This is a genomic window from Modestobacter lapidis, assembly GCF_054780755.1.
Genome location: NZ_BAAGVS010000002.1, coordinates 295261 through 318508, shown reverse-complemented (window position 1 = coordinate 318508; position 23248 = coordinate 295261). Strand labels below are relative to the sequence as shown.

Here is a 23248-nt window from a genome sequence, read left to right as displayed (position 1 = left end):
ACCAACCCAGCTCCATCGGTGATCGAGGAGATGAACCCAGATGGGCAATGTCGGGCTTCTGTACGTGGGAGCGGTGCTGGCGATCAACGGGCTGATGCTGCTGGGGCTGGTGGAGGCCCGGGCAGCGGCCCCGATGAACATCTTCGTGGGTGCGCTCCAGGTGATCACACCCACGTACCTCATCTTCACCTCCGGCGGTGACCCCGATGTCATCCTCTCGGCCGGCGGTCTCTACCTGTTCGGCTTCACCTACCTGTACGTCGCGTTCAACCTGCTCGCCAACCTGGACGGCACCGGAGTCGGCTGGTTCTCCGCGTTCGTGGCCTGCTGCGCGCTGGTCTACGCCGGGCTGAACTTCGGCCGGTTCGACGACCCGGCATTCGGCGTCATCTGGCTCTACTGGGCAGTGCTGTGGGCGCTGTTCTTCGTCGTCCTCGGCCTCAAGCAGGAGCAGTACACCCGGTTCACCGGTGCGTTCTGCCTGCTCTGTGGCGTGGTCACCGGCGCGATCCCGGCGTTCCTGCTGCTCACCGGCGTCTGGGTGGACTACACGACCACGTGGGCCATCGCGCTGGCCGTCCTGGGCGTCATCGCGCTGGCGGTTCTCTACCCCCGCTTCCGCGGGCACCCGGAGCCCGGGGTGCCGCCGGCGGCGCCCGTTCCGGCCGGCGCCCCTGAAGCACCGCGCGCCCGTGGCACGGAGGTGCGGCCGGACCGGCCTGGTGACGTGCGCACCGACCCCCCTCCGCAGCGCCCGAACGCCGACGCGGGGAGGTGACCGCAGCCCGTCACACCGGAGCCCGTCGACCGGCCTCGTGATCCCGTCCATCCCCGAACGGAGACCCCGCCATGCCCGACCTCGTCTTCCCCCTCGACTCCAGCAAGAAGTTCACCGATCAGCAGCACCTGGGCCACAACCGCTGGCACCCCGACATCCCCGCCCAGGTGACCGTCCGTCCCGGCGACAGCTTCCGGGTGGATTGCCGCGAGTGGTTCGACGGGGCCATCCACAACGACGACTCGGCCGACGACATCCGGGACGCACCGCTGTCGACGGTCCACGTGCTCAGCGGCCCCTTCGCGGTGGAGGGCGCCGAGCCCGGCGACCTGCTGATCGTCGACATCCTGGACGTGGGACCGATTCCGCAGGAGGACGCCGGCCCGCTGGCCGGACAGGGGTGGGGGTACACGGGCATCTTCGCCAAGCAGAACGGCGGGGGGTTCCTCACCGACCAGTTCCCGGACGCCTACAAGGTGATCTGGGACTTCTCCGGGCAGACCGCGACGTCCCGGCACGTCCCCGGCGTCTCCTTCACCGGGATCGTGCACCCCGGCCTGATGGGCACCGCGCCCTCGGCGGACCTGCTGGCCCGCTGGAACCGGCGGGAGGGCGCCCTCATCGCCACCGACCCCGACCGGGTGCCACCGCTGGCCCTGCCGCCCCTCCCCCAGGACGCCATCCTCGGCGGGCTGGAGGGTGCGGAGTTCGACCGGGTCGCCGGCGAGGCCGCCCGCACCGCTCCGCCCCGGGAGAACGGCGGCAACCAGGACATCAAGAACCTGACCAAGGGCAGCCGGATCTTCTACCCGGTGTTCGTGCCGAGCGCGAAGCTCTCGGTGGGCGACCTGCACTTCTCCCAGGGCGACGGCGAGATCACCTTCTGCGGCGCCATCGAGATGGGTGGCTTCATCGACCTGCACGTCGACCTGATCAAGGGCGGCATGGAGACCTACGGGGTCAGCGAGAACGCCATCTTCATGCCGGGCAACGTCGACCCACGGTACGAGAAGTGGCTGGCCTTCTCCGGAACGTCGGTGACCCTGGACGACGAGCAGCGCTACCTGGACTCCCACCTGTCCTACCAGCGCGCCTGCCTGCACGCGATCGACTACCTGACGAAGTTCGGCTACTCCCCGGAGCAGGCGTACATGATCCTCGGCGCCGCACCGATCGAGGGCCGGCTGTCCGGGGTGGTCGACATCCCCAACTCCTGCTCCACCGTCTACCTCCCGACCGGGATCTTCGACTTCGACGTCGCGCCGTCGGCGTCCGGGCCGGCCCGGATCGATCCCGGCATGGGCGTTCCCCGGTCGAGCTTCTGAGCATGCCCGTCCGTCCACCCCCACCCGCACAGACCTGAGGAGTTCCCGTGCCCGAAGTGATCTTCGAGATCAACCGCGACCTGAGCGTGTCGATGCGCGACCAGGCGGTGCCCGGCCACAACCGCTGGCACCCCGACATCCCCCCGGCCAACACCGTGGCCCCCGGCGGGACCTACCGGATCGAGTGCAAGGACTGGACCGACGATCAGGTCCGCAACACCGACGACGCCGATGACATCCGCGACATGAACATCGACCCGTGCCACATGCTCAGTGGGCCGATCGCCATCGAGGGCGCCGAACCCGGTGACCTGCTGGTCGTCGACATCGTCGACATCGGCCCCTTCCAGGAGCAGGAGTGGGGCTACACGGGCATCTTCGCCAAGGAGAACGGCGGCGGGTTCCTCACCGACTACTCCCCCCAGGCGTCCAAGGCGATCTGGGACCTCGACGGGATCTGGACCAGCAGCCGGCACGTCCCCGGGGTCCGGTTCATCGGCAACTCCCACCCGGGCCTCTTCGGCTGCGCGCCCTCGCCCGACCTGCTGGCGGAGTGGAACCGGCGGGAGCAGGCGCTGATCGACCAGAACCCCGACCGGGTCACCGGCGACATCCCCGCGCACGAGGGGGACGTCCCCGGCACGCCGCAGGTCCCCGCGCTCGCCCTGCCGCCGTTGTCCAAGGACGCCCTGCTCGGGACGTTGAGCGGCGCGGACCTGGAGCGGGCGGCCGCCGAGGCCTGCCGCACCATCCCGCCGCGGGAGCACGGTGGCAACGTCGACATCAAGGACCTCGGCGTGGGCAGCCGGGTCTACATGCCGGTGTACGTGCCCGGGGCGAAGTTCTCCATCGGTGACCTGCACTTCGCTCAGGGCGACGGCGAGATCACCTTCTGCGGCGCGATCGAGATGCCCGGGTTCATCGACCTGCACTTCGATCTGATCAAGGGCGGGATGGACCGGTACAAGCAGTCGATGCCGTTCTTCAAGCCCGGCCGGGTCGGGCCGAACTACTCGGAGTTCATCACCTTCGAGGGCATCAGCGTCGAGGACGGCCGGAACTACTACATGAACGCCACCGTCGCCTACCGCCAGGCCTGCCTCAACGCCATCAACTTCCTGATGCCGGCGATGGACTGGACCTTCGAGCAGGCCTACCTGTTCCTGGGAGCGGCACCCATCGACGGCCGGATCGGCGGCGTGGTCGACATCCCGAACAGCGCGGTGTCGATCAGCATCCCGTTGTCGATCTTCGACCGGAACATCCTGCCCGGCGCCGGAGGAGGCCGGGACCTGACGGCCGACTGACCCACCGATCCACCGACCCGTGGTCCGGGGCGGGCGTGCCCCGCCCCGGACCACGTTCCTCCCGACGTCCCGAGAGAAGGCACCGCATGCCGCTGTACGAGTTCTCCTGCCCCCGGTGCGGCCCCTTCGACCTGCACCGCGACATGCGCGAGGCCGCATCGACGGCGGCGTGCCCGGCCTGCGACGGAGCGGCGCAGCGCCGCTACCGGGTGGGAGTGGGCTCCGTCGCCACCGGGGTGCTGCGCGACGCCGGGCGGGCCGACCGCGCGCGGGTGGACCGCGCGCGCAGCGGTGAGCCGGTGGTCACCGGCCCGCCCGCAGGGCGGCGGCTGCCCGGTCGCGGCGCCCACCGGCACTGACCGAACAGCGGGGCCACCCGGCCCCGGCTACGGTCCACAGCACCAGTACCCGCACCGGACGGAGGGCCATGCCGCTCGTCTCCCGCCTCTCGACCACCCCGGTCAAGGGCACCGCCCTGCACCATCCGCAGACCGTGACGGTCACCGACAACGGAGTGCTGGAGAACCGGCGCTTCCACCTCGTGGACGCCCAGCGGCGGCTCTTCAACGGCAAGCAGCACGGCCCGCTCGTGCGCCTCACCGCGGAGTTCGACCCCGCCGCTGCGCACCTGACCCTGCGGTTCCCCGACCGTCCGCCCGTCGAGGGCCGGGCCGCCGACCTCGGCGAGGCGGTGTGCACGAACTTCTACGGCCGTGACGTCGACGGGCACCTCGTGTCGGGGCCCTGGTCGGCGGCGCTGTCGGACTTCGTCGGTGAGGAGGTGCACCTGGTCGCGGCCGACCGCCCCGGCGACGCGGTCGACGTGCACCCGGTCACGCTGATCTCCTCGGCGACCATCGAGCACCTGCGCAGCGTCACCCCCGACGGCGAGCGCCTGGACCACCGCCGGTTCCGGATGCTGGTCGAGGTGGATGGCTGCGACGTGCACGAGGAGGACACCTGGGCCGGCCGGCGCCTGCGGATCGGCGGCGCGACCGTGCAGGTGGTCGGCCCGGTGCCGCGCTGCGTGGTCACGAACGAGAGCCCCGAGAGCGGGGCGGTCGACTTCAACACACTGAAGGCGATCGTGCGGTACCGCGGCGAGCTCGCCACCGACCTCAGCACCCCGGTCGCCCACCTCCCCGACAACGGCGCGGTCATCCTCGGCATGTACGCCACCGTGGAGCAGCCGGGCGAGGTCGCCCTCGGCGATTCCGTCGAACTGCTCGACGAGACCGCCGTCCAGCCTGCCTGACCAGTCCCCGAGCCACAGGAGCACGCATGCCCCGGCCCACCGACCACGAGCTCTTCGCCCTGGGGGACGTCGTCCTCCAGGGCGGCGCGACCCTGCGCGGCGCGCAGCTGGCCTACAAGACGTACGGCACGCTGAACGCCGACCGGTCCAACGTGATCGTGCACCCCACCTGGTACAGCGCCTGGCACGACGCCAACGACTGGACGGTCGGCGCCGGCAAGGCGCTGGACCCGGAGAAGTACTTCATCGTCGTCCCGAACCAGCTGAACAACGGCCTGTCGACGTCGCCGAGCAACACCCCGCCGCCCTACGACGGGCCGAACTTCCCGCACGTGACCTTCTACGACCAGGTCGAGGTGCAGCACCGGCTGCTCACGGAGAAGTGGGGCATCGAGTCCCTGGAGCTGGTGCTCGGGTCGTCGATGGGCGCGGGGCAGACCTACCAGTGGGCGGTCAGCCACCCCGAGATGGTCAAGCGGGCGGCACCGATCGTCGGCTCGTCGGTCACCAGCGAGCACAACCAGGTGTTCCTGAAGAGCCTGCGCGCGGCGCTGACGGCCGACCCGGTGTTCGACGGCGGGCGCTACTCCCCCGGTGCGCTGCCCACCGTCGGGCTGCGCGCGTTCGCCCGGATCTACGCCGGCTGGGGCCTGTCCCAGGCCTTCTACTGGGAGCGCGAGTACCGGAAGCTCGGCTTCTCCTCGCTCGAGGACTTCCTCGTCGGGTTCTGGGAGGGGTATTGGCTCGACGAGCGCGACCCCAACGACCTGCTGGGCATGCTCTGGACCTGGGAGCACGGCGACGTCGGGCAGACCCCCGGGTTCGACGGCGACACCGAGGCCGCGCTCCGCTCCATCCGCTGCCCGCTGCTGGCCATGCCGGCGCGGACCGACCTGTACTTCCCGCCGGAGGACGAGGAGTGGGCGTCGCAGTTCATCCCGGACGGCGAGGTGCGGGTCATCCCCACCATCTACGGGCACTTCGGCGGCCTGGGCCTGAACCCCGCCGACAACGAGTTCATCGACGGGGCTTTGCAGGAGCTGCTGGCCCGCCCGGTCTGACCGGCCGGCTCCGTCCCGCCGGTGACCCGACCGCGGTCGGGTCACCGGCGGGACGTCCTCAGCAGGTCACTGCGGCTCGACGTGATCGGCCTGCAGGCCGCGCTCCCCCGGGCTGGCGTCGTAGGAGACCCGCTGGCCCTCCTCCAGGCTGCGGTAACCGCCGGAGGCGATCGCGGAGAAGTGCACGAACACGTCCTGCCCACCGTCGTCGGGCTCGATGAAGCCGAAGCCCTTCTCGGCGTTGAACCACTTCACCGTGCCCTGCGAGCCGCCGCCGGGGGACGACCCGCCGCCGGCCGACGGGCCCCGGTCGCGTCCGCTCCCGCGGACGTCGTCGCGGCCCCGGTCGTCCCGGCGGTACCCGTCCCGGTCGCGGTCGTCCCGGCGGTACTCGTCGCGCTGGTACTCGTCCCGGGAGCCGCCACCGCCACCGATCGGCACCACGTTGTCGGCCTGCAGGCCCCGGTCACCGGGGCGGGACTCGAACTCCACCCGCTGCCCCTCCTCCAGGCTGCGGTAGCCACCGGAGGCGATCGCGGAGAAGTGCACGAACACGTCCTGCCCACCGTCGTCGGGCTCGATGAATCCGAAGCCCTTGTCGGCGTTGAACCACTTCACCGTGCCCTGCTGGCCACCACCGGAGGAGGGCCCACGGCCCTGGTCGCGCCCGCCGCCGCGGGATTCGTCGCGCCATGCGTCCCGGCCGCCGCGGTCGTCCCGGCCCCGCCCCCGGTCGTCCCGCCCCCGGTCGTCCCGTCCCCGCTCGTCGCGTGCCGGGGCCCGGCCGCCCCCACCGCCCAGGGACACCACGGAGTCGGCCTGCAGCCCGCGCTGGCCGGGGCTGGCCTCGTACTCCACCCGCTGGCCCTCGTCCAGGCTGCGGTACCCACCGGAGTCGGCGATCGCGGAGAAGTGGACGAAGACGTCCTCGCCCCCGTCGTCGGGTCCGATGAACCCGAAGCCCTTGTCGGCGTTGAACCACTTCACCGTGCCCTGCGGCATGTTGCTTCTCCTGCACTGATCGATGTCGACGGCCGTTCCCGGCGCTCCCGGGCTCACACCCGGTACCAAGCCTCGCATCATCCTGCCGTCTGCCGGCGGGCGCCTGCACCCACCGGCCCGATCCGGCGTCCTACGGAACGAGCAGCAGCTTGCCGGTCGTGCGGCGCGCCTCGAGGTCCTGGTGCGCCGAACGGGCCTCGGCCAGCGGGTACCGCGCCCCGATCCGGACGTCGAGGCGGCCGGTGGCGATCAGGTCCAGCACCTCCCGCGCCCGGGTCTGCAGGAGCGGGGCGGAGCGGGCGTAGGTCTTCAGGGTGGGCCGCTGGACGTACAGCGACCCACGGGCGGCGAGCAGCGAGACGTCGACCGGTTCCGGCGGGCCGCTGGCCGCGCCGAAGACGATCATGCTGCCGCATGGCCGCAGCGCGGTCAGCCCCTCGAGGAACGTCGTCCGGCCGACGCCGTCGTAGACCGCGGCGACGCCCTCGCCGCCGGTGATCTCCCGGGCCCGCTCGGCGAACGACTCGTACCCGATCACCTCCTCCGCACCGGCCCCGCGCGCCAGTTCCGCCTTCTCGGGGGTGGACGTGGTCGCGATGACCCGGCCGCCCCGGGCGACCACGATCTGCGTGAGCAGCAGGCCGACGCCGCCGGCCCCGGCGTGGACGAGCACCCAGTCGCCGGGCTCCACCGGGTACGAGTCCGACGCCAGGTAGTGCGCGGTGAGCCCCTGCAGCAGGGCCGCGGCCGCGACGTCCAGGTCGATGCCGTCGGGTACCGGGACGAGCAGCTCCTCGGGGGCGGACAGCCGCTCGGCGTAGCTGCCGGGGACGTTCATCCAGGCGACCCGCTGCCCGGTTCCGGCGATCGTGCCGGCACCCTCGGCGCCCGGCACGGCCGGCGGGGTGGAGCCGTAGCCACGCCCCTCCCGCTCGTAGACGTCCATGTAGTTCACCCCGGCGGCCGCGACCTCGACGACCACCCGGCCCGCTCCGGGCTGCGGATCGGGCGCCTCGGTGTACTCGAGGACCTCGGGACCACCGTTGGACTGGAAGACGACTGCGCGCATGTCCGGTGAGTGCCGTCGGGAGCGGCCGGTCAAACCCCGCCGGCGGGCTCAGGTCGCTGTCGCGGACGGTGGTGCGCTGCCGCCCTCGGGTGCCTCCGGGGTCATCAGCCGGGCGATCTCGGCCTGGTCGGCGGCCGACGGCAGCCCCCAGCCGGATTCGTAGCCGTACACCTCGTGCAGCGGCGTGGCCGCCGTCCGGCCGTCCAGCACCTCCACGGCGCCGCTGGCGATCAGGCCGGGGTGCTCGACACCGCAGGCCTCGGCGACCTTGACGAGGTCGCGGCGCAGGGTCTTGACGTAGTTGGCCGCCCGGACGGACTTGAGCGCCGGGTCCAGGCCGCGGGTGAGCCAGGCGTTCTGGGTGGCGACGCCGGTGGGGCAGGTGTCGGTGTGGCACTTCTGCGCCTGGATGCAGCCGATGGCCAGCATGGCCTCCCGGGCCACGTTCACCATGTCGCAGCCCAGCGCGAACGCGACGACGGCGTTGTCGGGCAGCCCGAGCTTCCCGGCGCCGATGAAGGTGACCTGCTCGTGCAGGCCGCGGCGGGCGAAGGTGGAGTAGACCCGGGCGAAGCCGAGCTGGAAGGGCAGCGACACCGAGTCGGTGAAGATCATCGGTGCGGCACCGGTGCCGCCCTCGCCACCGTCCACCGTCACGAAGTCGACGCCGCGGCCGGTGGTGTCCATCAGCGCGGTGAGCTCGTCCCAGAACCCGAGGTCACCGACCGCGGACTTGATGCCGACCGGCAGGCCGGTCTCGGCGGCGAGCAGCTCGACCCAGTCGAGCAGGCTGTCGGGATCGGAGAACTCGGCGTGCCGGGACGGGCTGATGCAGTCGCGGCCCTCGGGCACCCCCCGGGTGGCGGCGATCTCGGCGGAGACCTTGGCGCCGGGGAGCACGCCGCCCAGGCCGGGCTTGGCGCCCTGGCTGAGCTTGATCTCCAGCGCCCGGACCGGCGCGCCGGCGACCAGGTCCTTCAACCGGGCGAGGTCGAAGCGGCCGTGCTCGTCGCGGCAGCCGAAGTAGGCGGTGCCGATCTGGAAGACCAGCTCCCCGCCGTGCCGGTGGTGCACCGACAGGCCGCCCTCGCCGGTGTTGTGCAGGCACCCGGCCAGCGCCGCCCCCCGGTTGAGCGCCTCCACGGCGGCCCCGGACAGCGACCCGTAGCTCATCGCCGAGATGTTGACGACCGACGGCGGCCGGAACGCCAGCCGCCGACCACGGGCGCCGCCGAGGACCTTGGCGCCGGGCAGTTCGACGTCGTGGCCGGTCTGGACCGCGGTGGCCGGGACGGCCCGGCCGAACGTGGCGTGCTTGATCACCGGGTAGCCGGCGGTGTACTCGAGATCGTTGTCGGTGCCGAAGCCGAAGTAGTTGTTCTCCTTCTTGGCCGAGGCGTAGACCCAGCGGCGCTGGTCGCGGGTGAACGGGCGTTCCTCGTTGTTGCCGGCCACCAGGTACTGCCGCAGCTCCGGCCCGATCGACTCGATGAGATACCGGGCGTGCCCGAGAACGGGAAAGTTGCGCAGCAGGGCGTGGTCGCGCTGCACCAGGTCGCGGGTGGCGAGGGCACCCAGCGCGGCGAGGGCGGCGGCCACGCCGGTCGGGACGGCACGCTTCATGTCGCCACCTTCCCCGCCACCGGAGCCGGGTGCCAGGTGGAGCGGCCGGCCTCAGCCGCCGGCCGCCCGGACCGCGTCCAGGAGCGTGCCCCGGGCGGAAGCCAGCGACGGCCCGTACCAGGTCAGCTCCCGGCCGGGCACCAGCGCGACCGGCAGGCCGCCGAACGCCTCGGGGCCGTCGTCGGCGGTGAACCGGTAGGGCTCGTCGGGCAGCAGCACGAGCTCGGGACCGGCGGCGCGCACGGCGTCCAGCTCCAGCCGCGGGTACCGCTCGGCGTGCCCGGCGAACACGTTGTCCAGCCCGAGCCGGGCGAGCAGGTCGCCGGTGAAGGTGCGCGCGCCGACCACCATCCACGGGTCGCGCCAGACCGGGACCGCGACGCGCAGCCGCGGGCCGGCCGGCGGCTCCGCCCAGCCGGCCGCGGCGGCCGCGAGCCAGGCCGGCTCCCCGACACCGAGGACGTCGGCGAACAGCCGGCGCAGCGACGCGAGCGCCTGGTCCAGCGACTCCACGACGGTCACCCACACCGGAATGCCGGCCGCGCGCAGCCGCTCGACGTCCAGCCGGCGGTTCTCCTCCTGGTTGGCCACCACGAGGTCGGGCCGGCGCGCGGCGATCGCGGCCCGGTCGGGGTTCTTCGTCCCGCGCACCCGCGTCACGGCCAACCCGGCCGGATGGCTGCACCAGTCGGTGGCGCCGACCAGCCGCTCGGGCACCGTGACGGCCAGCGCCTCGGTCAGCGAGGGCACCAGCGACACCACCCGCCGCGGTGGCCGGGGCAGCGCGACCGCCGTCCCCAGATCATCCCGCAGGGGGCCGAAGTCGCGACTTTGGCCCCTCATGCGAAGTCGCCGGCCGCCCGGCGCAGGTCGCGCAGGATGGCGACCAGTTCCGCCGCCCGTCCGCCGCCCAGGTCCGGGGAGCTGAACACCTCGCGGTTGAGCCGGCCGGTGGCCTCCGCGGCGACCGCGCGCCCGGCGTCGGTGATCTCGACCAGCACCGCCCGCCCGTCGTCGGGGTGCGGACAACGGACCACCAGTCCGGCGGCCTCCAGCCGGCCGGCGGCGTTGGTGACGCTCGCCGGGTGCACCTGCAGGCGCGCGCCGGCCTTCGCCATCGGCAGGGACCCGCGGCGGGTGAACGACAGCAGCACCAGCAGCTCGTAGCGGGCGAAGCTGAGCTGCAGCGGCCGCAGCACGTCGTCCACCCGCGCCTGCACGATCGCCTGGGCCCGCATCAGCGACGTCACGGTCGCCATGCCGTCGGCGGCGTCGGCCCAGCCGTGCTCCCGCCACTGCCGGGTCGCCTCGGCGACCGGGTCGAACGCCAGCAGAGGTGAGGTGCTGGAACGGCCACCCTGCAGTCGAAGGACCCCGCCCTCCTCACCGCTCGCAGGCTCGCGGCGAGCCTCTGGCCGGGGCCGAGGACCGGAGTGGTCCTTCATCACACGCTCCGCCGGTACTGCCCGCCGACCTCGAAGAACGCCTCGGTGATCTGCCCCAGCGAGCAGTACCGGACGGCGTCCATCAGGGCGTCGAACACGTTCCCGCCGGATGTCGCGGCCTCCTGCAGCCGGGCCAGGGCCCCGGGCGCATCGGCGGCGTGCCGGGCCTGGAAGTCGGCCAGCCGGGCCAGCTGCGACTCCTTCTCCGCCGCCGTGGCCCGGGCGAGCTCGACCGGCGCGGGCGGCTGCTCGTCGCGGTGCGGGTCGAGGAAGGTGTTCACCCCGACGATGGGCAGGCTGCCGTCGTGCTTGCGGTGCTCGTAGCGCATCGACTCGTCCTGGATCCGGCCGCGCTGGTAGCCGGTCTCCATCGCGCCGAGCACTCCCCCGCGCTCGGCGATCCGGTCGAACTCGGCCAGCACCGCCTCCTCGACCAGGTCGGTGAGCTCCTCGACCACGGCCGAGCCCTGCAGCGGGTTCTCGTTGCCGGCCAGCCCCCATTCCCGGTCGATGATCACCTGGATGGCCAGCGCCCGGCGCACGGACTGCTCGCTGGGCGTGGTCACCGCCTCGTCGTAGGCGTTGGTGTGCAGGCTGCTGGCGTTGTCGTACACCGCGCACAGCGCCTGCAGGGTGGTGCGGATGTCGTTGAAGTCCATTTCCTGCGCGTGCAGCGACCGGCCCGAGGTCTGCACGTGGTACTTCAGCTGCTGCGACCGGGTGTTCGCGCCGTAGCGGTCGCGCAGCGCGATCGCCCAGATCCGCCGGGCCACCCGGCCGATCACCGTGTACTCGGCGTCCATCCCGTTGGAGAAGAAGAACGACAGGTTGGGCGCGAAGTCGTCGACGTGCATGCCGCGGGCCAGGTACGCCTCGACGTAGGTCAGGCCGTTGGCGAGGGTGAAGGCGAGCTGGCTGATCGGGTTCGCCCCGGCCTCGGCGATGTGGTATCCGGAGATCGAGACCGAGTAGAAGTTCCGCACCCGGTGGTCGATGAACCACTGCTGCACGTCGGCCATGCACCGCAGCGAGAACTCGGTGCTGAAGATGCAGGTGTTCTGGCCCTGGTCCTCCTTGAGGATGTCGGCCTGCACGGTGCCGCGGACGCCGGCCAGCACCCGGTCGCGGACCTCGCCGGCCTCGGCCGCGTCCGGCTCGCGTTCCTGCTCGGCCCGGAAGGCGTCCAGCCCCTGGTCGATCGCGGTGTTCAGGAACATCGCCAACACCGTGGGGGCGGGCCCGTTGATCGTCATCGACACCGAGGTGGTGGGCGCGCACAGGTCGAACCCGCGGTAGAGCTCGGCCATGTCGTCCAGCGTGGCGATGGAGACCCCGGAGGTGCCGACCTTGCCGTACACGTCCGGGCGGCGGTCGGGGTCGCGGCCGTAGAGGGTCACCGAGTCGAACGCCGTCGACAGCCGGGTGGCCTCGTTGCCCGCGGCCAGCACCCGGAACCGCCGGTTGGTGCGGAACGCGTCGCCCTCACCGGCGAACATCCGGGCCGGTGGCTCGCCGGCCCGCTTGAACGGGAAGACCCCGGCGGTGAACGGGAACTCCCCGGGCAGGTTCTCCGAGCGGAGGAAGCGCACCAGCTCGCCGGCGTCGGCGGTCCGGGGCAGCGCCACCCGCGGCACCCGGGTGCCCGAGAGAGTCGTGCGGGCCAGCGGTGTGCGGATCTCCCGGCCCCGCACGGTGTAGACCAGCTCGTCCCCGGAGTACCGCGCCACCCGGTCCGGCCAGTCGGCCAGCGCGGTCCGGACGTCCGGCGACACCTCGTCCTCGACCTCGTCGAGCAGCGCCCGCACCCGCCCGGCCGCCGGGTCGCCGTCCAGCAGGCCGGCGACGGTCTGCAGGTGCTGGCGCCGGCGCGCCAGCTCGGCCTGGGCGGCGGTCTGCCGGTGGTGGTCGCGCACGGCCTCGGCCACCTCGGCCAGCGACCGGGACCGGGACGGCGGGACGACGCTGGTCAGCCCGGTCGAGATCCGGACGTCGACCGGCGGCAGCGCCCCGCCGACGGCGGGCAGCCCCCGCTCGGCCAGCCGGTCGCGCAGGTGCTGGTACAGGGCGGTGACGCCGTCGTCGTCGAACCGGGCGGCGCTGGTGCCGAAGACCGGCATCTCCTCCCAGGGCGTGCCGAACGCCTCCCGGTTGCGCACCAGCTGGCGGGCGACGTCCCGGCGGGCGTCCTCGGCTCCCTGCCGCTCGTACTTGTTGACCGCCACGGCATCGGCGAAGTCGAGCATGTCGATCTTCTCCAGCTGCGAGGCCGCGCCGAACTCCGGCGTCATGACGTACAGCGAGACGTCGCTGAACGGAATGATCGCGGCGTCGCCCTGCCCGATGCCCGGGGTCTCCACGACGATCAGGTCGAACCCGGCGGCCTGCACCGCGGCCAGCACGTCGCCGAGGTGCTCGGGCAGCTGGGCGCCGGCCGAGCGGGTGGCCAGCGAGCGGAAGAAGGTGCGGTCGCCGTCGCCGCCGTCGAGCGCGTTCATCCGGATGCGGTCACCGAGCAGCGCCCCGCCACCCCGACGCCGGGTCGGGTCGACGGCCAGGACGGCGATCCGCAGCCGGTCGGCGCCGTCGCGCCGGAACCGGCGGAGCAGCTCGTCGGTGAGCGAGGACTTCCCCGACCCGCCGGTGCCGGTGATGCCCAGCACCGGAACGGCACGGCGGCCGGCGGCGGCCCGCAGCTGCGCGGCCAGCTCGGGCGAGCGCCCGCTCTCCAGCACCGTGACCGCCCGGGCCAGCGCCGCCGGATCGCCCGCGGTGAGCGCATCGACGTCCGGCGGCCGCGCGGCGAGGTCGACGTCGCAGCAGCGGACCAGCTCGTTGATCATCCCCGGCAGGCCGAGCCGCTGGCCGTCCTCGGGGGCGAAGATGCGCACGCCGCGGTCGCGGAGGACGGCGATCTCGGCCGGCACGATGACCCCGCCGCCGCCGCCGAAGACCTGCACGTGCCCGGCACCGCACGCGGCCAGCCGCTCGACCAGGTAGCTGAAGTACTCGACGTGCCCGCCCTGGTAGGAGGAGACGGCGACGCCCTGGACGTCCTCCTCCACCGCGGCCCGCACCACCGCGTCCACGCCCCGGTCGTGGCCCAGGTGGACCACCTCGGCCCCCTGCGACTGCAGCAGCCGGCGCATCACGTTGATCGCGGCATCGTGCCCGTCGAAGAGGCTCGCGGCGGTCACGAAGCGCACCGGGTGGGTGGGCACGTGCAGGTCCGGGGCGGTCGCCATGCGTCTCCTCGCGCGGGGCCCCGGAACGGCCCGGCACCGGCCGGCACCGTCGTCCGCGGCTGGTCCGGACTCTACGGCCGATATGCTTGGACGTCCACGTATCCGGCCACCCCCGCGGGCGCGTCCACCGGCGAGCGGAATGCCGGCCGGAGGCGTGGAACGTGAGACGCTCGTGCGCGACGGACGACGGCAGCACGAGGGGACGCAAACGATGGCAGGGCGCGGTACCGGACCCGACTTCGTCGAGGCCCTGGCACGCGGCCTGGACGTGCTCGCGTGCTTCAACCCGGACCGGCGGACCATGTCGCTGACCGAGGTGGCCTCGGCCGCCTCGCTGGCGCGCCCGACGGCCCGGCGGCTGCTGCTCACCCTCGAGGAGCTCGGTTTCGTGACCAGCACCGGCGGCGTCTTCCAGCTCACGCCCAAGGTGCTGTCGCTGGGCATGGCCTACGTCGGGGCGCTCAGCCTCTGGGACATCGCCCGCCCGCACCTGGAGGAGCTGGTCGGCCGGACCGGGGAGTCCTCCTCGATGGCCCAGCTGGACGGGGCGGACATCGTCTACGTCGCCCGGGTCGCGGTGCCCAAGCTGATCGCCCTGCGGGTCGACATCGGCACCCGGTTCCCGGCGGTGCAGACCTCGCAGGGCAAGGTGCTGCTCGCCGGCCTGACCACCGAGCAGCTCGACGCGACGCTGGCCGAGCCCAGCCGGTCGGGGCTGCCGCCCAACGTCTCCCGCACCGCCGAGGAACTGCGCGCGGAGCTCAGCGAGGTGCGCGCCCGGGGCTGGGCCCTGGCCGACGAGGAGCTGGCACCCGGGGTGCGCTCGGTCGCCGTTCCGGTGCGCGACAGCGCCGGCGCGGTCCGGGCAGCCATGAACGTCACCGTCCATGCCGCGGAGACCTCCACCGACCGGCTGGTCCACGAGCACCTACCGCTGCTGCTCCGCACCGCCGGCGACGTCAGCACGGAATGGGCGCTGTGGCAGAGCCGGCCGCACGTCGAGCTCCGCCGTCCCGAGGCCGGCCCGGCCAGCGCCTGAGCAGCCTGCGGCGACGGGTCAGAGACCGTCGAGCGCGGCGTGGGTCCCGAAGAGCCGGCCGTGATAGGTCAGCGGCTGGCCGTGCACGGTGTCGGCGGCCACGACGGTGCCCAGCGCGACCACGTGATCGCCCCCCTCGACGAGCTGGGCGACCTCGCAGGCCAGCCAACCGGGCGCGCCGGGCAGCCGCGGCAGGTCGGAGTCGACCTCCCAGCGCACGCCGTTGAACTTGCCCGTCCCGCCCTTGCGGGCGAAGGCCAGCGCCAGCTCCGACTGGTCGGCTCCCAGCACGTTGACCCCGAAGCGGTGCGTGTCCCGGACCAGGGCGAGCAGGTCCGAGCCGCGGTCGAGGGAGACCAGCACCATCGGCGGTTCCATCGACAGCGAGGCGAACGCGCTCACCGTGGTCCCGTGCGGCAGCCCGTCACCCATGGCGGTCACCACCGACACCGGCGTGGCCACGCCGGCCATCACCTCGCGGAAACGCGTCTGCAGGTCCGGCCGTTCATCGGCGGGAGAGGTCATCGGGTCGTCCTCCATGGTTCTCGTGGGTGGGTCAGCCGAAGGGGCGGACCGGGTCGCGGCCGTCCCAGCCGACCGACGCCAGCCAGTATCGGGTGAACATGTCGTCCATCCCGGCGGTGCCCTCGATCAGCTCCACGAAGCCGGGCAGGGCAGGTCCGCCGTCGAGGTAGACGACCGTTCCGCCGGTGGGCACGCCCGCCCGGAAGGCCACCGTGGCACCGGCCGCCTCGCGGGCGGCGACGTCCGCGGCCAGGTCGTCGGTGGCCAGGCCGACGTGGTGGAAGCCCCACCCGCGCTGCTGCACGGTCTCCCGGTAGACCGACGGGGCGTCGTCCAACGGCTGGATCAGCTCGATCTGCATGTGCCCGGCGAACGCCATCGCGATCGCCACGTCGGCCCGGCTGGGCTCGCCGCGGTACACCGCGTCGACGCCGGTGAAGTGCTCCAGCAGGAACCACGGCCCCACGCCGAGGTCGGCCACCCAGGCGGCGATGGCCGCGCGCACGTCGGGCACCACGTAGGCCGTCTGGACGATCCCGCCGCGGGGCTGCCCGAAGCCGAACTCGGCCACGGTCAGGTCCGCCGCAGGTACCGGGACAGCGTCACCGCGGCGACCAGCGCGCCGCCGTAGAAGAGCTGCTGGGCGTAGTCCTGCGCCCCCAGCAGCTGCAGTCCGGCCACACCGGTGGCCAGGAAGAGCACGGCCACCCCGGTGCCCAGCGCGTTGAACCGGCCGGGCTGGATCGAGGTCGCGCCCAGGAAGATCGCCGCGTAGGCGGGCAGCAGGAAGGCGCCCACCGAGGAGGGGCCGGCCGATCCGGTGGTGCCCACGTAGAGGATGCCCCCCAGGGCGGCGATCACGCCGGCCAGCACGAACGCGCCCCACCGGATCCGGTCGGACTTGATCCCGCTCAGCGCCGCGACGTCGCGGGACTGCCCGACGAACAGCGCCCGCACACCCAGCGGGGTGTAGGTGGACACGTACCAGATGAGCAGCATCACGAGCAGGCAGTAGTAGAACTGGATCGGGATACCGGCGATCACCCGCACGTACGTCCACTCCGAGAGCGTGCCGGACACCCCCACGATGGTGGTCGAGTTGGCGATCCAGAAGATCAGCCCGCCGAAGAACGTGCCGGTGCCCAGCGTCATGATGAACGGCTCGGTCCTGAAGCGGACGACGAACAGCGCGTTCGCCGCCCCGCAGAGCGCGCCGGCGCCGATGGCCAGGAGGCAGGCCAGCCCGATCGGCACGCCCTGCTGCACGTTCAGCACCGCGACGAGGATGGCCGAGAGCCCGCCGATGCTGCCCAGCGACAGGTCGATGTCGCCGACCATCGAGGGCAGCAGGGCCGCCAGGGCGAGCATGAACAGGATCGACTGCGAGCCCAGGATGTTCGAGATGTTCCCCATGGAGAGGAACCGGTCGGGGTTCAGCGCGGCGAAGACGGCGAACAGCACCACCCAGGCCAGCGGCAGTGCCGCCTTCTCCGCCCAGCTGCCCCGGGTCTTCGTGGTCGGCGGCGTGCCGCTCTCGCCAGGGGCGCCCTCGGCCCCGCGTCGCTCCGCGACGTCCGTCGTGCTCATGATGTGGCCGCTCCCGCTGTCGTGATGGTGGATTCCCCGGTCGCCCGGGCGGCGCCGTAGACGGCCGTGGTGATGGCCTCGGGGGTGATGTCGCTGCCCTCGACGGTGGAGACGGCGGTGCCGCCGCTGACGACGACCACCCGGTCGCTGACGGTGGCCAGCTCGTCGAAGTCGCTGGAGACCCACAGCACCGACATCCCGGTCTCGGTGGCGCGTCTGATGACCCGGTAGATCTCGGCCCGGGCCGCCACGTCGACGCCCTGCGTGGGCTCGTGCAGCAACAGCACCTTCGGGGAGATCTCCAGCCACTTGGCAAGCACGACCTTCTGGGCGTTGCCGCCGCTGAGCGTGCCCACCGGCACCGACGTGCGGCGCGGCCGCACGTCCAGCGCGTCGGCCCGCTGGTCGGCGGTGGCGCGCATCCGCCGGGTCTGCAGGACACCGCGCCGCCGGAACGTCGCGACGACCAGCAGCATCATGTTCTCGGCCACCGAGACCCCCGGGGCGATCGCGTCGCGCCGTCGGTCGGCGGGGATCAGGGCCAGGCCCGCGTCGACGGCCAGCGCCGGCTGCTGCCGGTCGACCGGCAGGGTGCGGCCGTGCACCGTGATCTCGCCGGCGGTGGCGGACCGGGCACCGAAGAGCAGGTACGGCGCGTCCTCGGCACCGGAGCCGAGCAGGCCGGCCAGCCCGACCACCTCGCCCGGCGCGACGGCGAGGTCCAGGCCGGTGAGCCGTCCACCCACCAGGCCCCGGACGTCGAGGCCGGCACCGGGGGTCCGGTCGAAGGCGCGGTCGGTCGGCGCGCCCCCGCCGTGGCCGAAGGCGGTCTTCGTCGCGGCGCCCGCACCGACGATCAGTTCGACGATCTCGTCGTCGGTCACGTCGCTCATCGAGGCGTGCGCCACCACCCGGCCGTCCCGCAGCACGGTGAGCCGGTCGGCGATCTCGCGGACGGCGGGCAGGTCGTGGGAGATGAAGATGACGCTGGACCCACCGGCCACCACCGTGCGGATGAGGTCGAAGAGGAAGCTGACCTCCTCCTCGGGCAGGAAGACCGTCGGCTCGTCGAGCACGAGCACCGACGAGGTGGCCCCGGTGCGTTCCCGGTGCTGCTTGAGCTGCTCGGCGGCGCGGGCGATCGCGACCAGCGCCTGGTCGACCGGGGGCAACTGGTTGACCACCGCCATCGGGTCGACGAGGACGCCGTAGGAGCGGAGCATCTCCCGCGCCTTGCGGACCTCCCGGCCCCAGCGGATGTTCCACCGGGAGGCGCCCTCCTGCGCGAAACCGAGGAGGTTCTCCAGCACCGTCAGCGGGCGGGCCAGGCCGAGGTCCTGGTGGACGAAGCAGAGCCCGAGGTCGCTGGAGGTACCCAGCGGCATGGGGAGCGGGACCTCGGTGCCGTCGACGACCAGCCGGCCGCCGGGCTCCGGCTCGTGCACGCCGGCCAGCACCTTGACCAGGGTCGACTTGCCGCAGCCGTTCTCGCCCAGCAGTGCCAGCACCTCGCCGTGCTGGACGGTCATGTCCACGCCGCTGAGTGCGCGCGTGCCACCGAAGACCTTCGAGATGTTGTGGAGTTCCAGTGCCGTGGTCGACATCCGTGCTGCCCATCTGCCGGGTGGACGTGGGACGCGGGCGGACGTGCGCATCCGCCGTCGTCCCACGGGTGTGTCGGTCGAGCGGTCCGGCGGTCCCCGCGTCGCGGGGACCGCCGGAGCCGTGGATCAGGCGGGCGGGGCGTCGAGCCAGAGGTCGCGGTAGCCCTGCACGTAGGAGTCGCCGAAGCCGTAGTCGGGCGGGGTGGCCTCGTCGGCGTTCTCCGGGGTGAACATGCGGTAGGGCGCGAAGGCCTCGGCCGCCGGGATCGCCGGCTCACCGGCCATCACCCGGAAGAGCTGGTCGGCACCGCTGTAGGCCATCCACGGGAAGCTGGGGCCCATGTCGCCGCCCATCGGGTTGGACGGATCGGTCATCATCTCGATGGCCGGCTCGTCCGCGCCGAAGGCGTAGGTCTTGGCGTCGGTGCGGGAGGCCTTGAGCGCCGAGACGACGAAGGGCGTCTGGGCGTCGAAGGCCATGAAGACGGCTTCGATGTCCGGGTTCGCCACCAGCGCGGAGCTCACCGCGCCGGACAGCTTGGTGGCGTACTCGGTGATCGGGATGTTGATCGTCTCGACGCCGCACTCGTCGCCGCAGAGCCGGGCGAACTCGTCCTTGACCGTCTGCTCCATGCCGATGGACGGCGGGTTCTCGTTCGACGTGATCATCAGGGCGTCGATGGGGTTGCCGTTGGCCTCCACCAGCGCCGCGGCCACGCTCACCTCCATGGCGCGGTTGAACTCGCCGTTGGTCTGCGCGGCGATGAGGTCGGAGGCGGGCTCGGAGACGTCGGCGAGGTGCATGTCCACGACCTCGATGCCCGCCGCCTCGGCCGCGGCCATCTGCGGGGCCAGCGACGCCGGGTCGATGCCGCACACCAGGGCCACACCGTCGTAGCCACCGTTGATCGCCTGGTTCATGCCCTGCACCCAGGCCGCCGGGCCGCCGTCGTTCTGGAAGTAGGTGCTGTCGGGCATGCCGATGCTCTTCGCGATGTCGACGACCTGGCGGGCCATGTCGTCACAGCCCTTGAGCTGGCTGCTGACCGGCATCGAGAGGATCTTCTGACCGGCGAGGGGGGCGACCGAGAAGGCCGGCCCCTGCGGCTCGAACTCGGGAACCGCTGCCGCCTCCTCGACAACGGCACGGAGCTCGTCGAGGACGTCGGCGGAGATGACCGTGCCGGCCTCGCCGGAGGAGCCGGAGTCCTCCTCGGAGGAGCTGGGCGCGCAGCCGACGGTCACCAGACCGATGGCCACCGCGGCCGCCGGGAGGGCCAGCCGTCGGGCACGCGGGGTGCGGGTCGCTCGAAGAGCCATGTCGCGTCCTTCTCGTCGTCGGGGAACACAACGAGCGCCTGGGGCCGAGTGCCGGCACCCGCCTGACGCCGTGGTGGTGGCGGAACCCTGACAGCGCGCCGCGAGCGTGTCAACCGTCACACGTACAAGTGTCCGTTTTGCGGTCAGCGCCGCCGGGCGCGCGCACCGACCTACCCCTACGCCGCTCGTGGGACCGGTGCCGGCGACCACCGCGACTCCTACCGGCAGGTCGCGGGACCTTGCGGCAGCATTGACACCGGGTGTGGTGTGCGACACGGTGGGCGTAAAGGCGGACAGCTGTCCGCACCACTTCGAGATCGGAGATCAGCGTGACCGTTCCGGCTGCAGGCCCCACCCCCACCAGGGTCCCGACGGGCTCCGGGGAGATCAACCTGTTCCGCCAGGGGACGGGCCGTCCGGTCGTCGTCCTGCACGCCGCCGGCGGCGCCGGGGCGTGGAACCCCTACCTCGAGCAGCTCTCCCAGCACTTCGACGTGATCGCCCCTGACCACCCCGGCTTCGGGCTGAGCGACGAGCTCCCCGAGGTGGCCACCATGGAGCTGCTCGTCCAGCACTACGTCGCCCTCTTCGACACCCTGGGCCTGGACCGGTTCGACCTGGTCGGCTCGTCCTTCGGCGGCTGGATCGCCGCCGAGATCGCCAGCACGGTCCCGGACCGGATCGACCGGCTGATCCTGATGGCCCCTGCCGGGCTGCACCTGCCCGATGCACCGACCGCCAACATCCTGACCATGACGCCGCCGGAGCTGTTCGGGGCGCTGTTCCACGACCAGGCCCTCACCGAGGCCGTGCTGTCGGTGCCGCCCACCCCCGAGGCCGCCGCCCAGGGCGCCCGCGACATGGCCGCGGTCGAGCGCTTCGCCGCTTCCGGTCCCGTGTTCCTGCACAACCCGGAGCTGCCGGCCCGGCTGAAGGCGATCAGCGCGCCGACCCTGGTGATCACCGCGGAGGAGGACCGCATCATCCCGCGCCCGCACAGCGAGGCGTACGCCGCCGCCATCCCCGGGGCGGAGCTGCACGTGCTGACCGAGATCGGCCACGCGCTGTACCAGGAGAAGCCCGACGTGGTCGCCGACGAGGTGATCGCCTTCCTGTCCCAGCCGGTTCCCGCCGGTCGATGAGGGCAGCGGTCACCCAGGGGCTGGGCTCGGTCCTCCTCGAGGACCGGCCCGGCCCGGGCGGGCCGGTGGCCGGGGAGACCGTGGTGCGGGTCGAGGCCGTCGGCATCTGCGGGTCCGACCTGCACCTGCTGCACGGTGACCTGGGTGCCACCCACGAGGGCCTGCTCCCCCGCGTGCAGGGGCACGAGTTCTCCGCCGTCGTCGCGGCCGCCGACCCTGCCGGGAGCGGGCCACCGGTGGGCACCCGGGTCGCGGTGTGGCCCGTGCTGGCCTGCGGCACCTGCCGGCCGTGCCGCGAGGGTCGGGTGAACGTGTGCCGGCGCCTGGCGCTGATCGGGGTGCACCGGGACGGCGCGTTGCAGGAGCAGCTCACCGTCCCGACGGCAGCGGCCGTCGCCACCCCCACGCTCAGCAGCGTGCAGGCCGCGCTGGTCGAGCCGGTGTCGATCGGCGTGCACGCCGCCGCGCGGGCCCGGGTCTCCCCCGGCGACACCGTCGTGGTCTTCGGCGCCGGGCCGATCGGCGCGGCGTCGGCGCTGGCCGCCCGCGACCGGGGCGGCGACGTCCTCGTCGTCGACCCGGTCGACGCCCGCCGGGACCTGCTGGCCCGGGCCGGCTTCGGGGTCACCTGGGCCGAGGGCGCCGAGCTGGCCGGGCAGGTGCTCGCGCACAGCGGCCCCGACGGTCCGGACGTGGTGCTCGACACCACGGGGCGGGCCGCGCTGCTGCCCACGGTCCTCGACGTCGCCGGGCACGGCGGCCGGGTGGCCGTCGTGGGCCTGACCTCCGCCACGGCACCGACCAGCCCCGGCCCCATCCCGTTCAAGGAGCTCGACGTCCTCGGCGTGAGCTGCTGCACCCGCGACGAGTTCGCGGCCGCCGCCGACCTGGTCGCCCGGCATCCCGCGCTGGCCGACTCGCTGGTCAGCCATGTCTTCCCGCTCGACGAGGTGGCCGGCGCCCTCGCGCTGCTCGACGAGCGCCCCACCGAGGCGGTCAAGGTGTTGGTCGACGTCTCCGGCGACACCCGGCTGCCCACCGGCCCGGGAGCGGGCGACCCGATGACAGGAGCGTTCCGATGACCGGACCTGCCCAGCGTGACCCCCGACCACTGCCCGACCGGCTCTCGATGGTCGACCGGCACGTGCTGGTGACCGGTGCCGCGAGCGGCCTCGGGCTGGCGATGGCCGAGGGGCTGCTCCAGTGCGGCGCCGCGGTGACGATGCTCGACCGGGACGCCGAGGAGCTGGCCGCCAGTGCCGCGGCGCTGGCCGGGGCCGGGGGCACCGTGCAGCAGGTCGTCTGCGACGTGTCCCGGCCCGGTGAGGTCGAGGACGCCGTCGGGGGCGCCGCGGCCGAGAGCGGCCGGCTGGACGCCGTGTTCGCCAACGCCGGCATCGCCGGCGGTCCGGGCATCAGCTCGGCCGAGGGCCGGCTCTACGACCTCGACTGGTCGGCGTTCGACGGCGCGCTGGCGGTGAACCTGGTGGGCACGCTGGCCACCGTCCGGGCGGCGGCCCGGGCCATGCGCCCGGCCGGCCGGGGAAGCATCGTGGTGACCGTCTCCACGGCCGGGCTCCGGGCGGACAACATGGTCGGCTACGGCTACAGCGCCTCCAAGGGCGCACTGGCCAACCTGGTCCGTCAGGCGGCGGTCGACCTGGCGCCCGACGGCATCCGGGTCAACGGCATCGCGCCCGGGCCGTTCTACACCAACATCGGTGGTCGCGGCCCGATCGAGCCGGCGCTGGAGAAGCAGTGGGCCGACACCGTGCTGCTGCGCCGGATGGGCATCCGGCAGGAGATCCAGGGCATCGCCCTGCTGCTCGCCTCCGACGCGTCGTCGTTCATGACCGGCGCCGTCCACCCGGTCGACGGTGGCGCGATGGTCGGGGCCTTCGGCCCCTGAGCCCGCCCTCCGCAC

General features: G+C 73.0%; 21 protein-coding genes. 10 read left to right on the top strand and 11 right to left on the bottom strand.

Annotation, left to right across the window (positions count from 1 at the left end):
- Window positions 1-40: 40 nt before the first annotated feature.
- From ACYVG5_RS04155 to ACYVG5_RS04130, 6 genes are all read left to right on the top strand, one after another.
- On the top strand, window positions 41-778 hold the full coding sequence (locus ACYVG5_RS04155; RefSeq protein WP_222046855.1) for an AmiS/UreI family transporter: 738 nt from the start codon (window positions 41-43) through the stop codon (window positions 776-778).
- Between the two features lie 71 nt (window positions 779-849).
- Complete coding sequence (gene fmdA / locus ACYVG5_RS04150; RefSeq protein WP_222046853.1) at window positions 850-2103, top strand: formamidase; 1254 nt, start codon at window positions 850-852, stop codon at window positions 2101-2103.
- A gap of 47 nt (window positions 2104-2150) precedes the next feature.
- A complete protein-coding gene (gene fmdA, locus ACYVG5_RS04145) occupies window positions 2151-3410 on the top strand; it encodes a formamidase (RefSeq protein WP_222046850.1) in 1260 nt (419 codons plus the stop codon).
- A gap of 86 nt (window positions 3411-3496) precedes the next feature.
- Window positions 3497-3769: an FmdB family zinc ribbon protein gene (locus ACYVG5_RS04140; protein ID WP_222046848.1), complete on the top strand. Its 273-nt coding sequence runs from the start codon at window positions 3497-3499 to the stop codon at window positions 3767-3769.
- Between the two features lie 68 nt (window positions 3770-3837).
- Window positions 3838-4665, top strand: a complete 828-nt coding sequence (locus ACYVG5_RS04135) for an MOSC domain-containing protein (RefSeq protein WP_222046846.1) — start codon at window positions 3838-3840, stop codon at window positions 4663-4665.
- A 26-nt stretch (window positions 4666-4691) separates the two neighbouring features.
- On the top strand, window positions 4692-5726 hold the full coding sequence (locus ACYVG5_RS04130) for an alpha/beta fold hydrolase (RefSeq protein ID WP_222046845.1): 1035 nt from the start codon (window positions 4692-4694) through the stop codon (window positions 5724-5726).
- 66 nt (window positions 5727-5792) lie between these two features.
- On the opposite strand, the gene ACYVG5_RS04125 is transcribed toward ACYVG5_RS04130, so the two are convergent.
- The 6 genes from ACYVG5_RS04125 to icmF form a co-directional block, all read right to left on the bottom strand.
- On the bottom strand, window positions 5793-6728 hold the full coding sequence (locus ACYVG5_RS04125) for a cold-shock protein (protein WP_460682979.1): 936 nt from the start codon (window positions 6726-6728) through the stop codon (window positions 5793-5795).
- A gap of 130 nt (window positions 6729-6858) precedes the next feature.
- Window positions 6859-7797 (bottom strand): quinone oxidoreductase family protein, encoded by a 939-nt coding sequence (locus tag ACYVG5_RS04120; protein ID WP_222046842.1) that lies wholly within the window; start codon window positions 7795-7797, stop codon window positions 6859-6861.
- Between the two features lie 48 nt (window positions 7798-7845).
- Window positions 7846-9420 carry an FMN-binding glutamate synthase family protein gene (locus tag ACYVG5_RS04115; protein ID WP_222046840.1) on the bottom strand — a complete coding sequence of 525 codons (1575 nt, stop codon included), beginning with the start codon at window positions 9418-9420 and terminating at the stop codon, window positions 7846-7848.
- 51 nt (window positions 9421-9471) lie between these two features.
- Window positions 9472-10263 carry a helical backbone metal receptor gene (locus ACYVG5_RS04110; RefSeq protein WP_246629830.1) on the bottom strand — a complete coding sequence of 264 codons (792 nt, stop codon included), beginning with the start codon at window positions 10261-10263 and terminating at the stop codon, window positions 9472-9474.
- A complete protein-coding gene (locus ACYVG5_RS04105; RefSeq protein WP_246629829.1) occupies window positions 10260-10865 on the bottom strand; it encodes a MarR family winged helix-turn-helix transcriptional regulator in 606 nt (201 codons plus the stop codon). The genes ACYVG5_RS04110 and ACYVG5_RS04105 overlap by 4 nt, the downstream gene beginning before the upstream one ends.
- Window positions 10865-14107, bottom strand: coding sequence for a fused isobutyryl-CoA mutase/GTPase IcmF (icmF, locus tag ACYVG5_RS04100; RefSeq protein ID WP_222046838.1), 3243 nt, complete (start codon window positions 14105-14107; stop codon window positions 10865-10867). The genes ACYVG5_RS04105 and icmF overlap by 1 nt, the downstream gene beginning before the upstream one ends.
- A gap of 211 nt (window positions 14108-14318) precedes the next feature.
- Here icmF and ACYVG5_RS04095 point away from each other — a divergent pair, with 211 nt between their 5' ends.
- The gene (locus tag ACYVG5_RS04095) at window positions 14319-15146 is read left to right on the top strand and encodes an IclR family transcriptional regulator domain-containing protein (RefSeq protein ID WP_222046836.1); all 828 of its coding nucleotides are present in this window, start codon (window positions 14319-14321) and stop codon (window positions 15144-15146) included.
- Between the two features lie 18 nt (window positions 15147-15164).
- Here ACYVG5_RS04095 and ACYVG5_RS04090 read toward each other — a convergent pair whose 3' ends face one another.
- The 5 genes from ACYVG5_RS04090 to ACYVG5_RS04070 form a co-directional block, all read right to left on the bottom strand.
- Window positions 15165-15671 (bottom strand): flavin reductase family protein, encoded by a 507-nt coding sequence (locus ACYVG5_RS04090; RefSeq protein ID WP_246629828.1) that lies wholly within the window; start codon window positions 15669-15671, stop codon window positions 15165-15167.
- A gap of 31 nt (window positions 15672-15702) precedes the next feature.
- Window positions 15703-16242 (bottom strand): VOC family protein, encoded by a 540-nt coding sequence (locus ACYVG5_RS04085; RefSeq protein ID WP_222046832.1) that lies wholly within the window; start codon window positions 16240-16242, stop codon window positions 15703-15705.
- Between the two features lie 2 nt (window positions 16243-16244).
- The gene (locus ACYVG5_RS04080) at window positions 16245-17258 is read right to left on the bottom strand and encodes an ABC transporter permease (protein ID WP_222046831.1); all 1014 of its coding nucleotides are present in this window, start codon (window positions 17256-17258) and stop codon (window positions 16245-16247) included.
- Window positions 17255-18862 (bottom strand): sugar ABC transporter ATP-binding protein, encoded by a 1608-nt coding sequence (locus ACYVG5_RS04075; RefSeq protein WP_222046830.1) that lies wholly within the window; start codon window positions 18860-18862, stop codon window positions 17255-17257. Before ACYVG5_RS04075 ends, ACYVG5_RS04080 begins: the two co-directional genes overlap by 4 nt.
- A 126-nt stretch (window positions 18863-18988) precedes the next feature.
- A complete protein-coding gene (locus ACYVG5_RS04070; protein ID WP_222046829.1) occupies window positions 18989-20182 on the bottom strand; it encodes a sugar ABC transporter substrate-binding protein in 1194 nt (397 codons plus the stop codon).
- 329 nt (window positions 20183-20511) lie between these two features.
- Here ACYVG5_RS04070 and ACYVG5_RS04065 point away from each other — a divergent pair, with 329 nt between their 5' ends.
- Genes ACYVG5_RS04065 through ACYVG5_RS04055 form a run of 3 tightly spaced genes read left to right on the top strand, consistent with a single transcriptional unit; the run spans window position 20512 to window position 23233 of the window.
- Complete coding sequence (locus ACYVG5_RS04065) at window positions 20512-21324, top strand: alpha/beta fold hydrolase (protein ID WP_222046827.1); 813 nt, start codon at window positions 20512-20514, stop codon at window positions 21322-21324.
- Window positions 21321-22406 (top strand): alcohol dehydrogenase catalytic domain-containing protein, encoded by a 1086-nt coding sequence (locus ACYVG5_RS04060; RefSeq protein WP_222046825.1) that lies wholly within the window; start codon window positions 21321-21323, stop codon window positions 22404-22406. Before ACYVG5_RS04065 ends, ACYVG5_RS04060 begins: the two co-directional genes overlap by 4 nt.
- On the top strand, window positions 22403-23233 hold the full coding sequence (locus tag ACYVG5_RS04055) for an SDR family NAD(P)-dependent oxidoreductase (protein ID WP_222046823.1): 831 nt from the start codon (window positions 22403-22405) through the stop codon (window positions 23231-23233). Before ACYVG5_RS04060 ends, ACYVG5_RS04055 begins: the two co-directional genes overlap by 4 nt.
- The last annotated feature ends 15 nt before the right edge of the window (window positions 23234-23248 follow it).

Coding starts and splice junctions, on each gene's coding strand:
- ACYVG5_RS04060 (WP_222046825.1), top strand. CDS start 21,321: ATGAGGGCAGCGGTCACCCAGGGGCTGGGCTCGGTCCTCCTCGAGGAC.
- ACYVG5_RS04120 (WP_222046842.1), bottom strand. CDS start 7,797: ATGCGCGCAGTCGTCTTCCAGTCCAACGGTGGTCCCGAGGTCCTCGAG.
- ACYVG5_RS04080 (WP_222046831.1), bottom strand. CDS start 17,258: ATGAGCACGACGGACGTCGCGGAGCGACGCGGGGCCGAGGGCGCCCCT.
- ACYVG5_RS04070 (WP_222046829.1), bottom strand. CDS start 20,182: ATGGCTCTTCGAGCGACCCGCACCCCGCGTGCCCGACGGCTGGCCCTC.
- ACYVG5_RS04105 (WP_246629829.1), bottom strand. CDS start 10,865: ATGAAGGACCACTCCGGTCCTCGGCCCCGGCCAGAGGCTCGCCGCGAG.
- ACYVG5_RS04155 (WP_222046855.1), top strand. CDS start 41: ATGGGCAATGTCGGGCTTCTGTACGTGGGAGCGGTGCTGGCGATCAAC.
- ACYVG5_RS04125 (WP_460682979.1), bottom strand. CDS start 6,728: ATGCCGCAGGGCACGGTGAAGTGGTTCAACGCCGACAAGGGCTTCGGG.
- ACYVG5_RS04115 (WP_222046840.1), bottom strand. CDS start 9,420: ATGAAGCGTGCCGTCCCGACCGGCGTGGCCGCCGCCCTCGCCGCGCTG.
- ACYVG5_RS04095 (WP_222046836.1), top strand. CDS start 14,319: ATGGCAGGGCGCGGTACCGGACCCGACTTCGTCGAGGCCCTGGCACGC.
- ACYVG5_RS04140 (WP_222046848.1), top strand. CDS start 3,497: ATGCCGCTGTACGAGTTCTCCTGCCCCCGGTGCGGCCCCTTCGACCTG.
- ACYVG5_RS04055 (WP_222046823.1), top strand. CDS start 22,403: ATGACCGGACCTGCCCAGCGTGACCCCCGACCACTGCCCGACCGGCTC.
- ACYVG5_RS04110 (WP_246629830.1), bottom strand. CDS start 10,263: ATGAGGGGCCAAAGTCGCGACTTCGGCCCCCTGCGGGATGATCTGGGG.
- ACYVG5_RS04130 (WP_222046845.1), top strand. CDS start 4,692: ATGCCCCGGCCCACCGACCACGAGCTCTTCGCCCTGGGGGACGTCGTC.
- icmF (WP_222046838.1), bottom strand. CDS start 14,107: ATGGCGACCGCCCCGGACCTGCACGTGCCCACCCACCCGGTGCGCTTC.
- ACYVG5_RS04090 (WP_246629828.1), bottom strand. CDS start 15,671: ATGACCTCTCCCGCCGATGAACGGCCGGACCTGCAGACGCGTTTCCGC.
- fmdA (WP_222046853.1), top strand. CDS start 850: ATGCCCGACCTCGTCTTCCCCCTCGACTCCAGCAAGAAGTTCACCGAT.
- ACYVG5_RS04075 (WP_222046830.1), bottom strand. CDS start 18,862: ATGTCGACCACGGCACTGGAACTCCACAACATCTCGAAGGTCTTCGGT.
- ACYVG5_RS04135 (WP_222046846.1), top strand. CDS start 3,838: ATGCCGCTCGTCTCCCGCCTCTCGACCACCCCGGTCAAGGGCACCGCC.